Here is a 13,182-nt window from a genome sequence, read left to right on the forward strand (position 1 = left end):
TCCACACCCTTTCCCATGCTCAGTTATCCGCACTCAGCTGCACCACGCACTCCACATGACCCGAATGAGGAAAAAGATCGAAAGCTTTGGCACGCCGGGCCGCATAGCCAAAATCCCTCAAAAGAGCGATATCCCGCGCCAGGGTTGCGGGATCACAGGAGACATAGACCATGCGTTTGGGTCCCGCCTTCGCCATAGCGGCAAGAAAATCGGGATGGCATCCCTTGCGCGGCGGATCAAAGACCACTACATCCGGTTTAAATCCCTCCGCAATTTTCGCGGGCAGCACCTCCTCCGCCTTTCCCAGCCAAAATTCCGTTCGATCCGCCAGACCATTGTTTGCGGCATTGATTCGGGCATCTGCAACCGCTTCCGGAACAATTTCCACACCCACGGCCCGCTTCGCCTGCCGGGCCAGCACCAAGGTCAGGGTGCCCGTTCCGCAGTAGCCGTCAAAGACCGTGTCCTCCTTTGTCAGCTCTCCATACTCCGCCGCCTTTTCATACAGCCGCTGGGCCTGCGCCGGATTAACCTGAAAAAAGGAGGCGGGCGACACCCGAAACTTGAGCCCGCAAAGCTCGTCCTCAATATGGTCCCTGCCCCAAAGCGTCCTCCATCCGTCCCCCAAAATCACGTTGCCCGATCTCATATTTTGGTTCACCATCACACCGGCCAGACCTTCCACCCGTTCCTTCAGAAATTCGGCAATGCGTTCTTCGCCGGGCAGAGCTCTGCCTCGGATGATGTAGGCGATCATCACCTCGCCGGTGCTTTGTGAGGCCCGAATCATCACATGGCGCAGCAAACCCGCTCCCGATGCTTCATCATAAGCGGGCACAGGATATTTTTTGAGACATTCGCATACCCCTTGATAAGCCTGCTGAATGACGGGCATCTGTACCGGACAGCGCTCCACTGGCACCAGCCGGTGACTGCGGGCCGCATAGAAGCCAAGACGGGCGCCGCCCTCCACCATTGCTGCAGGATAGGGCGCCTTGTTTCGATATCCGTAGGGGTTCTCCATACCCACAATGCCTTCGAAGATGTCCGAATCCACGCCGCCGATCCGAGCTAGGCAGTCCACCACCCGCTTTGCCTTCATTTGAAGCTGTGCCGGATAGCTGAGATGCATCAGCGTGCAGCCTCCGCACCGGCCAAAGGCGGGGCAGGTCGCCTCCGTCCGCTGGGATGAGGGCTTCAACAGCTCCATGATACGCCCCACGGCATAATTTTTGGCGACTTTGATGATCTCAATTTCCGCCGTCTCCTCCGGCAGCAGTCCTTTCACAAATACGGCCATGCCTTCCACGTGGGCAACGCCCATCCCCTCGTGGGTCAAATCATCGGCGGTAACCGCCAACTTATCCTGTTTTTTCATATTTATCTCCATCAGAAAAGGCCCAGCTTACGCCGGGCCCTTTCGATTCCTCTCATCAGTTGGCGAGTTCAATCGCCAGATCGTACAATTCCTTGCTGAAGGTCCGTTTCTGGGCCAGAGCCTCATCGATATCCATATCGAAGATCTTCTCGCCCTTGACTCCCACCAGGCGATTGCCAACCCCCTTGCTCAAAAGCTTCACGGCATGGGCGCTCATGCGGCTGGCCAAAATGCGGTCCCGGCAGGTGGGCGTTCCGCCCCTCTGCACATGGCCCAGCACCACGGGCCGGGTTTCAAGGCCCGTTCCCTTCTCCACCAATTCGCTGATCTCCTCGCCATGGCCCGCGCCTTCCGCAAGCACAATGATGGAGGAGAGCTTGCCCCGCTCCTTGCCGGCCAAAAGCCGCTGGCAGATATAATCGATGCTCACCGGGATTTCCGGTACCATAATCACTTCGGCGCCGCCGGCGATGCCCGCATAGAGGGCGATATCCCCGCATCTGCGGCCCATCACCTCCACCACGCTCACTCGCTCATGGGAGGTCATGGTGTCCCGAATATTGTTGATGGCGGAAACCGCCGTGTTAACCGCCGTATCAAAGCCAAGGGTGTACTCGGTATAGGCAAGGTCGTTGTCGATGGTGCCTGGCAGCCCCACCGTGGGGATGCCTAGGCGGCTCAGCAGCTGAGCACCGCGGAAGCTTCCGTCACCGCCGCAGACGATCACGCCTTCAATGCCGTATTTTTGGATCTGTTCCACTGCCTTGGCGCGGCCTTCCTCGGTCTTAAACTCTTCGCAGCGGGCAGTTTTAAGAATGGTCCCCCCGCGCTGGATGATATCGGCAACGCTCCTTGGCGTCATCTTCTCAATCTGGCCGTTAATAAGACCATTGTAGCCGCGGCTCACACCATAGACTTCCATGCCATGATAATCGGCGATGCGTACAACGGCGCGGATGGCGGCATTCATACCCGGCGCATCTCCGCCGCTGGTCAAAACTGCAATTTTTTTCATCGTTACCCCACCCCAACAATTCATTTATCGGTTCGATCCGTCCAAAACGATTTAAAACCTCCCGGTTTTAAATCTGGATCACCGATGTATTTTTTGGCAAGCCGGGCTTTTTTACCGGCTTCCCACATGCGGCAAATTGGCGTTCCGGCAGAAATGCACCTACTTGCCTACTTTACCCATTTTACAAGATAAAGTGTGCTCCGTCAATGACCAACCTTCAATCGCACGCTGTCTTCACCCACCAATTTTTTTAAGCTGTCCAAAAGCTCCGGGCCCGGCTTAATCGGCAGGCTTTTCATTGCATAAGTCCTGCGGTCGGATGCATCCATCAGGATCACGGGCAGCTCCCCGGGATTCAGCCGAAGGGCGATGCGGATCTTCTTCACCACCGGATCATCGATGGTGGGCACCTTGATATAGAGCTTTCCCTGCGCGGGAACCGGCCTCTCCCTTTCCGGCTCCGGTTCGGCCACAGCGCCCAGCGGCAGTACCTCATCGGCCAAAATCTTGGGATCCTCCTCCTCGCGGACGCTGAGCTTTCCCCGCACTCGGATGGCCATTCCTTCCGTGAGAAGGCCTTGGCTCTTCTCGTAGACCTTGGGAAAAATGAGGCACTCAAGGCTTCCCGTCATATCCTCCAGCTGCACAAAGGCCATCACCTGATTGTTTTTGGTGTATTTGAGGGTGCGGCCCGCCACCATGCCGGCCAGTTCTATTCTCTTGCCGTCATAGAGGTCGCCGGTCAGCAGAGCATTTTCCTCCAGCCGCTCTTTCAGCCTCGCCACCGTCCATTCCATTTTCTCCAGTTCCTTGACATAGGCCTCAAGCGGATGGCCCGAGATATAAACGCCCATGGTTTCCTTCTCCAAAGCCAGCTGCACTGTCGGCGCATAGCTGGGCAGATCGGGCAGCTCCAGCTTGGGCATCATCGATGAGGCGGCGCTCTCCTCCATGCTGAAAAGAGATATTTGCCCCTTCACGTTGTGCTTGCGCTCCTGGGCTACCGAATCCATGACCTTCTCATAGACGTACATGAGCTGAGGCCTGATTGCGCCCAGAGAATCGAAGGCGCCGGCCTTAATCATGCTCTCCACCATACGCTTATTCAAAAATTCCGAATCGCCCCGCTGGCAGAAATCCAGAAAATCCTTAAAAGGCCCATTCTTCTGCCGCTCCTCCACCAGGATCTCTACCGCAGTGCTGCCCACGTTTTTGATGGCCAAAAGCCCAAAACGAATGGATTCCCCGTCCACACTGAACTTTCGGTAGCTGGTATTGACATCCGGCGGCAGCACCTTGATGCCCTTGTGGCGGCAGGTATCGATATAAAGAGCGATCTTCTCGGTATTGCCCATGACGCTGTTGAGCAGCGCCGCCATGAATTCCAGGGGATAATGAACTTTGAGATAGGCGGTACGGTATGCAACCACGCCGTAGGCCGCCGCATGGGACTTATTGAAAGCGTACTGGGCAAAAGCCGTCATCTCATCGAAAATGTCATTGGCGGTTTTGGCGTCCACACCGTTGCCCACACAGCCCGGCAGTACCCTTTCTCCATCCTCCACCAGACCATTGATGAAGATATCCCGCTCCCGCTCCATGACGTCCTTCTTTTTTTTGGACATGGCGCGGCGCACCAGGTCGGAGCGGCCCATGGAATATCCGGCCAGATCCCGCACGATCTGCATGACCTGCTCCTGATACACCATGCAGCCAAAGGTCACGGACAGGATGGGTTCCAGAAGCGGATGGGCGTACTTTACCTGGTCCGGATGGCGGCGGCCCGCAATGTAGCGGGGAATCTGCTCCATGGGACCGGGCCGGTACAGGGAGATGCCGGCGATGATATCCTCAAAACAGTTGGGTTTAAGGTCCCGCAGGAAGCTCCTCATGCCCGTGCCTTCCATCTGGAACACGCCGTCGGTATCCCCGCTGGAGAGCATCTCATACACCCCCGGGTCCTCCATATCCATTTTTTCAAACTCGACCTTAACGCCCTTGTTTTTCTCCACAAGATCGATGGCCTCCTGAATGACCGTGAGCGTGCGCAGGCCGAGAAAGTCCATCTTGAGGAGTCCCAGCTCCTCCAGGGTGGTCATCGGGAACTGGGTTACCACACTGTCCTCCGTCTTTTGCAGAGGCACGTATTCCATCAGCGGAACCTTGGAGATCACCACGCCCGCCGCATGGGTGGAAGCATGGCGCGGCAAACCCTCCAGTACCTTGGCCAGTCGGATCAGGCGGCCCACCGCCTCATCCTCCTCCGCCAGCCGCTTAAGCTCGCCGTTCATTTCAAGGGCCTTGTCGATGGTCATGCCCAGCACGAAGGGAATCATTTTGGCGATAGGGTCCACCTGGCTGTAGGCCATGCCAAGGGCCCGGCCCACATCCCGGATCACCGCCCGGGCCGCCATGGTCCCAAAAGTGATGATCTGCGCCACCCGATCCTGCCCATATTTCTCCACCACGTAATCAATAACTTCGCCCCGGCGCTCATAATCAAAGTCGATATCGATATCGGGCATGCTGATTCGCTCCGGATTGAGGAAGCGTTCGAAGATAAGTCCATATTTGAGCGGATTCACATCGGTGATGGAAAGGGCATAGGCGGTGATGCTGCCCGCGGCGCTGCCGCGGCCCGGCCCCACGGGAATGCCATGATCCTTGGCATATTTGATAAAGTCATGGACAATGAGGAAGTAATCCACATAGCCCATCTGCTCGATCATGGACATTTCACTTTCCAAGCGTTCCTGCACTTCGGAAGGAACGGGCTGGAACCGCTTCTCAATACCTTCCTGACAAAGCTTCCGAAAGAATCCGGCAGCCGTATAGCCTTCGGGGACATCGAAAGCGGGCAGATGCATGGTGTCAAAATCAAAATCCACCTGGCACTGATCCGCAATTTTCACCGTGTTCTCCAGTGCATCCGGCACCGCTTCAAACAGGCGGGCCATCTCCTCCGGTGATTTAAGATAGAATTCCTCCGTCTCAAGGCGCATGTGCTCCGGATCGTCCAGGGTTTTACCCGTTTGGATGCACATGAGAATCTCCTGAGCCTCGGCATCCTCCTTCAGGATGTAATGGATGTCGTTGGTGGCCGTCATGGGGATTTGCAGTTCCCGGGCAAGTGCGATGAGCTTTGGCATAACCTCCCTCTCCTCGGGCAGATGGTGGTCCATCAGCTCAATGTAGTACCGGCCGGGAAACATGGCTTGATACCGTTCGGCAATGCGCCGTGCCTTTTGATCCTGGCCCTGCAAAAGGGCCTGGGGAATGGCGCCGGCAAGACAGGCGGACATGCAGATGAGGCCCTCGCTGTGGGTCCTCAAGAGTTCCTCATCGATCCTCGGCTTGTAATAGAACCCCTCCAAAAAGGCCAGTGACACCAGCTTCACCAAATTTTGATAACCGGTCTCATTTTGGGCCAGTAAAATGAGATGGTTGTATTCCTTGTTCTGTTTTTCAAGATGGGACCCTGCGGCCACATACATCTCGCAGCCCAGAATGGGTTTGATGCCCCGCGCCTTTGCCTTCTTATAAAAATCCACCACGCCGTAAAGTACGCCGTGATCAGTGATTGCCAGCTTGTCCATACCCAGTTCCCTGCAGCGGTCCAGCAGCTTATCAATGCGGCTGGCGCCATCCAAAAGGCTGTATTCAGTATGCACGTGTAGATGGACAAATTCCAACATTTTCTCCTTTCCCTGCAAGAAAAAAACTTATACAAAGGCCGCCGGACTCGCCGGCGGCCTCTTATCACAGCTTTTAGCGATTTTCAATCATCTTTGCCACAGCCGCAATGGCCTCACTGGCATCGGCGCCGTCCGCCGTCAGCAGCAGGTGTTCTCCATTCTTAGCCGCCAGCGACATCACGCCCATAAGGGATTTTGCATTAATCTTTTTGGTCCCCGTCTGCACACAGATGAGGGAGGAATACCGTCCTGCCACATGAGTGATTTTAGGGGCCACCTGGCCATTAATGCCTTCCTTCCAGCCTACCTGCACTTCTTTTTTTTGCATGAATCGATCACTCCTTATTCTGTTGCAGTCCCAAATCATTGGCCATTTCTTCCAGCTTGCGAAGCCGGTGATGCACGCCCGCCTTTCCAATGGGCTTATCCAGCATGGCGCCCAGTTCTTGCAAGGATGCGTCGGGATAGTTGAGCCGGAGCTCAGCAATCTGCCTCAGGTTTGGCGAAAGCCTGTCAAAGCCGATCCGCTGTTCCACCAGCCGTATGCACTCAATCTGTCTTACCGCGGTGTTCACGGTCTTATTGATGTTGGCCGTTTCGCAGTTCACCTTGCGGTTGACGTTGTTCCGCATATCCTTAAGAATGCGGATATTCTCCACTTCCAGCAGAGCACCATGAGCGCCCATCATGCTGAGCAGGCGTATAACGTGTTCACCTTCCTTCAAGTATACCACAAAGTGGTCCTTTCTTGGAATGGCTTTGGCGTTAATTTCTTTTTTTTGCAACAATTCCACCAGGGATGCGGCCAGTTCCTCCCGGTCCACCACGAACTCCAGATGATACATTTTCTCCGGATCGGCCATGGAGCCCCGGCCCAAAAAGGCGCCGCGGAGATAGGCCCGCTTGCAGCATTCGCTTTCCACAACGGACGGCTGAATCCGCCAATTCAGATTAAAGAAGCCATCCCCATCATCCTCAACAATGCCCGTATCCCGCAGCACGCGAAGGGCATCTTCTGCGTCCACCATCAGCTCGTAGACATGGCTTTTCTTGGGCTGAGTATGCTCGGTCATCTGAATCTGGGGCTGAATACCATATCTTTTTTTGAGGAAGCTGAAAGCCCTGCGGGCCACCGCACCGTTTTCCGTGTTGATGGTGAGAGCCAGATGGCGCATGCCCTTCAGATGGATGGTGCCTGCCATCTGAATGAGCGCTGTGAGTTCCGCCCGAATACAGCAGGACCTTTTTACGCCCACATGCACCAGTTCCTCCTTGATTTCCGATGAAAAGGACATGGCCTATTCCCCCTGATAGATTTCCCGATTGCTCTCCTTTTGCATATCCCGATGGATCAGATTGGTATGGTAACCGCTTTGCTTGAGCGCGTCCGCCAGGCGGCTGGCGATGGCAACCGAACGATGCTTCCCGCCCGTGCAGCCGATACCCACCACCAAACGGGTCTTGCCCTCCTTGATGTAAAAAGGGATCAGAAAGGTCAAAAGCCTTTTCAAATGGCCCATGAATTCCGCCGCCTCCGGAAAGGAAAAGACATAATCCTGCACCTCCTTCGAGGTGCCGTTCAGGTTTCTAAGCTTTTCAATATAATACGGATTGGGCAAAAACCTCACGTCAAAGACCAGATCGGCATCGAGGGGCAGCCCCCGCTTGAAACCAAAGGAGACCACCTGCACCGCCATGCCCTGACGGGTATCTCCCTGAAAGATCTTGTAAAGAACCTCCTTGAGCTGGCTTGTCCGAAGGGTGGTTGTATCCAGGATATAATCCGCCCGGTCCCGAAGGATGGAAAGCATCTGCCGCTCCTTATGAATGGCTTCCTCCAAGGTGCCTTCCTGGTTCAGAGGATGGGTGCGCCGGGATTCCTTGTAGCGCTGGATCAAAACGGCATCATCGGCGTCAAGATAAAGAATCTCCATGCTCTCCACATTGGCCCGCAGAATTTCCAAAGTGTCTCCCAGGGTGTCAAAAAATTCGGCGCCCCGGATGTCCACCACCACGGCAACCTGCTGCACATCATCTTTCGTCTGGGCGCACAGCTCCACAAACTTGGTGAGCAGCATGGGCGGGAGGTTATCCATACAGAAAAAGCCCATATCCTCCAAACAGCGGAGCACCTGGGTCTTGCCCGCACCAGAAACACCGGTCACCACCACAAACTTCATCGATTCACCCCTCCTATGCTTCGCCTACCAAACGAACTTCCGGCTCCAACTCCACATCCATACGTTCCTTCACCGTTTGCCGTACCTTGGCTATAAGCCCCAGCACATCCTCGCAGCTTGCGTTTCCCACATTGACGATAAAGCCGGCGTGCTTATCGGACACCATGGCATCCCCCACCCGGGCTCCCTTGAGTCCGCAGGAATCGATCAGCGTACCCGCATAGTACCCAGTGGGCCGCTTGAAGGTGCTGCCCGCGCTGGGCTGGGTTAAGGGCTGCTTGAGCCGCCTTCTTTCATTCAAATCATTCATCACCTGCGCGATGGCTTCCCGCTCCCCGGCGCGAAGCTCCATCTCCGCCGTCAGTACCACCCAAGGTTTCCTTTGAAAAACGCTGGTGCGGTAGCCCAGCTCCAGCTCCTGCGCCGCGACCGTTCTCACAGCGCCCGTCTCGTCCAGCACCGTTGCCTTTCTTACCACGTCCTTCATCTCGCCGCCGTAAGCGCCGGCATTCATGGTGAGCGCACCGCCCAAGGCACCGGGGATGCCGCTGGCAAACTCAAGGCCGGTCAGCCCCGCTTCCATAGCCTGCCGGGCAAGCTTCGCAAGGGAGGCCCCCGCCTGAGCCGAAAGCCAATTCTTCTCAATGTTGATATCGCCAAAATTTTCAGCGAGCTTGATCACAAGCCCGCGAATACCCTTGTCCCGGACCAGAAGGTTGGAGCCTTTGCCCATGACCATAACGGCCACATGCTGTGTTTTGCACAGCTGAAGGGCCGCACGGATCTCTTTCACCGATCCCGCCAGCATCAAGATATCGGCAGGCCCGCCGATGCAAAAGGAGGTGTGCTCCTTCATGGGTGCGTCCACGAGCAGCCGCTCCTCCGGCACCCATTTCTTCAGTTCCTCTTTCAAGGCCAATTTGGTCATAGCGTCCTCCTTCAACAAACTATCTTTAGTTTACCGTAAACCGATCAATTTTACAACGGTCAGGGCAGCCAGCGGTTTAGGCCGTCCATATCGCCCTGCAGTACCTTGACAGCAGCCTGCACAAATTCTTCCTTCTCTTTTTGGTCCATGAAGGGCGATAATATTTTCAGATTCTGACCTTCCAGCGGATACAGCCAGCTCTCCGGCTCATACGCGGATTCATCCAGCGCCCGCACCGGAAACGCGCCCGCGGCAGTGATACCCTTCTGTGCCCGTTCATCCACCACCTGACCCACAAACTTTGCGCACATCTCGCTTCTTTTGGTATCATCGCCCCGCACCACACCCATATACTGCACCATGTCCGTATAGCAGGGTCCATTACCCACAGGGAGGCTGAGAGCGAGAGGCAGCTCGCCGTCCTCCGCTTTTTTACGGAGCTTGGCCCCATCGTTCAAAGTGCCCACATAATAAGCGCTGTTTCCTTTGGCAAAGGCCGAATAGGCGTCCGTCATAGACAGCAGTGTGCCGTCCGCCCCCTCCAAAATCTCCGGCCCGCCTCCCCCCGCAAGGACGAGAGCCAGATAGGGCATCCGCAATCCGCCGCTGCCAAGAGCGATCCCTGTGACGCGCTGCTGCTCACTGCCTTTGCCCCGGTCCATGGAGAGGTCGGCAAGGCTCTGTGCAAAATTCTCTCCATCTTCGGGAAGTGTGGACGCCAAGGAGGTATTGCGGCACAAGACATAGGTGCCATAGGCGTATGGAATGGCATATTGGGTGCCCTGGTAGGCGCCAAGTCCGGCAAATTCACTTTTAAGACCGTTTGCGCCGGATAAAGGCCACAGCTTCTCCCGTGGGTCCTTCAAGGTGCCCGTGGAAAAGGACAGCAGATCGGCGTTTTGCAGGAGTTCCTCGGAAAAGTTCTCCCCGGTGACCACCGTCATCTCAATGAATACCTTGGGATTGTTTTTTTCAAATCTTGCGATCTGCTCCTTCAGAAAATTCTCCAGGGAAACTCCGCCCTGCCAGTCCCGTACATGGAGCAGCCGGATCACGCCCGTCCATTCCGGAAGCTCCGTTTTGATTTCCGCCGGATCCTCCCCCGAGAAGCTGGCCTTCAGGATGGGCGGCATCCCAATCAGAAACGCCAATATGAAAATTGCCCATAAAAATAGAGGCAAAGGTTTCTTTTTCGCCATGCATCTGGCTCCTTTCCAACCTTTACCTCTATGCTATGTATGAAATTGTGAAGCTATTACGCGATTACGCCCAGCATGGCGGCGCCCACGATACCGGCGTCGTTGCCCATCTCAGCCAGCTCGATTCTGGCATAGGGCAGATCCTTAAACATAACTTTCTCGGCCACCAGCTTGCGCAGGGGCTCCAGCAGGAACTCGCCCGCCTTCGAAACACCGCCGCCAATGGCGATCACTTCGGGATCGATGGAGTTGATCAGCGTCACAATACCGTCGGCCAGGTAGCTGATGAACTTGTTGAACACATCGATGGCCACAAAGTCCTTCGCCTTCGCCGCATCAATCACGGTCTTTGCGGTGATATTGTTGATATCTCCGTCGACCATGGCGTTGATAAGACAGCTCGGGAATTCCACAGCAGCCATGCGGCCCCAGCGGATGAGGGCGGTTGCGGAGGAATAGCGCTCCCAGCAGCCATGGTTGCCGCAGTTGCACTGCAGGCCGTCCTTCTCAATAACGATGTGACCCAGCTCGGCGCCCACGCCATGGGTGCCGCTCCAGATCTTGCCGTTCAGGATGATGCCGCCGCCAAGACCGGTGCCCAGGGTGATGGTGATGGAGCTCTTCGCGCCCTTGCAGGCGCCGAACATCGCTTCCGCAAGGCCGGCTACATTGGCGTCGTTGTTGATATAAACGGGTTTGTTCAACTGTGCCTTCAGCGTGGAGCAAACGGGAACATTGTACCACCTGAGGTTGTTGGCAAACACGATGTCGCCCGTTTCAGGATCGGCCACGCCCGGAGCGCCTACGCCCACGGAAGCCACGTCGTCCATGGTAAAACCGGCGTTCTCCACGGCCTTGACGACCACATCGCCCATATCCTTCAGAACTTCCGCATAGGGCCGCTCCGCCATGGTGGGGGTTTCAGCCTTACCCAGAATCTTGCCGTCCTTGTCCACCACGCCGGCGACAATGTTCGTTCCGCCCAAATCGATGCCTACATAGACCATTTTTTCTCAGCCTCCATATTCTTCTTCTCGTTTTTGTATTTCAGCCGTCAGACGGCGCGTAATCTCCGCCGCGGCATTATACCCCCTTCGCTTGAGGCGGTAGTTCATCGCTGCCACCTCCACGATAATCGCCAGATTCCGACCGGGCATGACCGGAAGCGTGATGGTAGGAACCTCCACCTCCAGCATCTCCATGGTTTCGTCGCCAAAATCCAGCCGGTCATAGACCTTGCCCTGGACCCACTGCTCCAAGCAGATGATGATATCGATGGTTTTATGGCCGATCACCGCGCCCACACCGAACATTTCCTGGACGTTGATGATGCCGATACCGCGAATCTCCATAAAAAATTTCACGATATCCGGTGCCTTGCCCACCAATTTGTTCTCGCCGACTTTGGTGATATCGATCACATCGTCGGCCACCAGCCGGTGGCCCCGTTTGACCAGCTCCAGTGCCGTTTCGCTCTTGCCGATGCTGGATTCGCCCATCATGAGAATACCCACGCCGTACACGTCCACCAAAACACCGTGACGGGTAATTTGGGGTGCCAGCAGATTTTCCAGATAGTGCGTGATCTTGTTGATGGCTTTGGTGGTCACAAGATCGGTCCCAAGAACCACCCGCTGATACTGTCGCGCCGAATCCAGCAGCACATCGGGAGGCTTCTGTCCCCGGCTGATAATGAGGCAGGGTATCTCATAGCTAAAATAGCGGTCCAGCACCGATTCCTGATCAGCGGCGTGCATTTCCGCCAGATAACTCAGTTCGCTTTTGCCCATGATCTGCACACGGGTCTTGGAAAAGTAGCTGAAATAGCCGGTAAGCTGTAAACCCGGGCGATTGATATCATCACTGATCAGCGTCAGTGTATGAACGTCCGGCGGCGCATAAATAATTTTTAAATCGAGAGCTTTGACAAACTCCGTCAGCGCAATGATGGCCATTTCTTCTCCTATTGTTTCAGCATATATTTTCGAATAATGAAAGCCACACCATCCTCATCGTTGGTGGGCGCCACCACATCGGCCGCTTCCTTTACTGAAGCCGAAGCGTTTTCCATGGCCACGCCAAGACCCGCCCAGCGGATCATGGAGATATCGTTGCGGCCATCCCCCACGGCGATTACATCGCTTTGTGAAACGCCCATGGTTTCCGCAAGAAAGCTGAGCGCCGCACCCTTGTGGGCCTCGTGGTGGGTGATCTCCAAGTATTCGGGTTCGGAAGTGGCCACCTGTAGCTTCCCGGCATAGCGTTCGGCAAGCTCCCTTCGGGCTTCGGAAATCCGGCTGGCCCTGTCCATGCAGAGAATCTTAAAGGGTTCCTCCGTAAGATGATCGAAGGCGCCTCGGCCCAGCGCCGTGCCCTTGATCCCGCTTTTCGCCTCATAATAGTCGGTGTGATTCGTTCTCTCCTCATAGAAAAGGCGCTCGTCCCAATACATCTGAATATAAAAATCCTTCTCACGGGCATAAGCGAGAATCTCCCTCGCCAGCTCCATAGGCACACATTTTCGGTAAAGCTCCTCGCCGCGGGTGCCCATCACACGAGCCCCCTGATAGGTAATCACTGGTGCGTTGAGCCCCATTGCTTCAAAGAAGGGTTGCACGGAGGCATACATCCGGCCGCTGGCCAGCACCACATGACATCCTGCCGCCATGGCATCCCCGAGCGCTTTGGCGTTGCCTTCGCTGACTTTTGTGTCGCCGTTCAGCAGCGTTCCGTCCATATCCATGGCAATGAGCCTGTATCCCATGGTTCTCCCCCTCCGATCTTTGT

General features: G+C 55.7%; 11 protein-coding genes. All 11 read right to left on the minus strand.

Annotated elements, in window-relative coordinates:
- Nucleotides 1-19 precede the first annotated feature (19 nt).
- On the minus strand, nt 20-1,378 hold the full coding sequence (rlmD, locus tag H8696_RS05830) for a 23S rRNA (uracil(1939)-C(5))-methyltransferase RlmD (protein ID WP_249315911.1): 1,359 nt from the start codon (nt 1,376-1,378) through the stop codon (nt 20-22).
- A 55-nt stretch (nt 1,379-1,433) separates the two neighbouring features.
- A complete protein-coding gene (gene pfkA, locus H8696_RS05835) occupies nt 1,434-2,393 on the minus strand; it encodes a 6-phosphofructokinase (RefSeq protein ID WP_249315912.1) in 960 nt (319 codons plus the stop codon).
- A 203-nt stretch (nt 2,394-2,596) separates the two neighbouring features.
- Entirely contained in the window at nt 2,597-6,088 is a 3,492-nt protein-coding gene (locus tag H8696_RS05840; protein ID WP_249315913.1) for a DNA polymerase III subunit alpha, read from the minus strand.
- 73 nt (nt 6,089-6,161) lie between these two features.
- Nucleotides 6,162-6,416: an HPr family phosphocarrier protein gene (locus H8696_RS05845; RefSeq protein ID WP_249315914.1), complete on the minus strand. Its 255-nt coding sequence runs from the start codon at nt 6,414-6,416 to the stop codon at nt 6,162-6,164.
- Between the two features lie 7 nt (nt 6,417-6,423).
- Nucleotides 6,424-7,383, minus strand: a complete 960-nt coding sequence (gene whiA, locus H8696_RS05850; protein ID WP_249315915.1) for a DNA-binding protein WhiA — start codon at nt 7,381-7,383, stop codon at nt 6,424-6,426.
- Between the two features lie 3 nt (nt 7,384-7,386).
- Complete coding sequence (gene rapZ, locus H8696_RS05855) at nt 7,387-8,268, minus strand: RNase adapter RapZ (RefSeq protein WP_249315916.1); 882 nt, start codon at nt 8,266-8,268, stop codon at nt 7,387-7,389.
- A 13-nt stretch (nt 8,269-8,281) separates the two neighbouring features.
- The gene (gene murB / locus H8696_RS05860) at nt 8,282-9,196 is read right to left on the minus strand and encodes a UDP-N-acetylmuramate dehydrogenase (RefSeq protein ID WP_249315917.1); all 915 of its coding nucleotides are present in this window, start codon (nt 9,194-9,196) and stop codon (nt 8,282-8,284) included.
- Nucleotides 9,197-9,255: 59 nt separating this feature from the next.
- Complete coding sequence (locus H8696_RS05865; protein ID WP_249315918.1) at nt 9,256-10,395, minus strand: type 2 periplasmic-binding domain-containing protein; 1,140 nt, start codon at nt 10,393-10,395, stop codon at nt 9,256-9,258.
- A 56-nt stretch (nt 10,396-10,451) separates the two neighbouring features.
- On the minus strand, nt 10,452-11,402 hold the full coding sequence (locus H8696_RS05870) for an ROK family protein (protein WP_249315919.1): 951 nt from the start codon (nt 11,400-11,402) through the stop codon (nt 10,452-10,454).
- A 6-nt stretch (nt 11,403-11,408) separates the two neighbouring features.
- Complete coding sequence (hprK, locus tag H8696_RS05875; RefSeq protein WP_249315920.1) at nt 11,409-12,350, minus strand: HPr(Ser) kinase/phosphatase; 942 nt, start codon at nt 12,348-12,350, stop codon at nt 11,409-11,411.
- 8 nt (nt 12,351-12,358) lie between these two features.
- Complete coding sequence (locus tag H8696_RS05880; protein ID WP_249315921.1) at nt 12,359-13,159, minus strand: Cof-type HAD-IIB family hydrolase; 801 nt, start codon at nt 13,157-13,159, stop codon at nt 12,359-12,361.
- Nucleotides 13,160-13,182: the final 23 nt, after the last annotated feature.

This window comes from Gehongia tenuis (assembly GCF_014384795.1).
Lineage (GTDB): Bacteria > Bacillota > Clostridia > Christensenellales > NSJ-53 > Gehongia > Gehongia tenuis.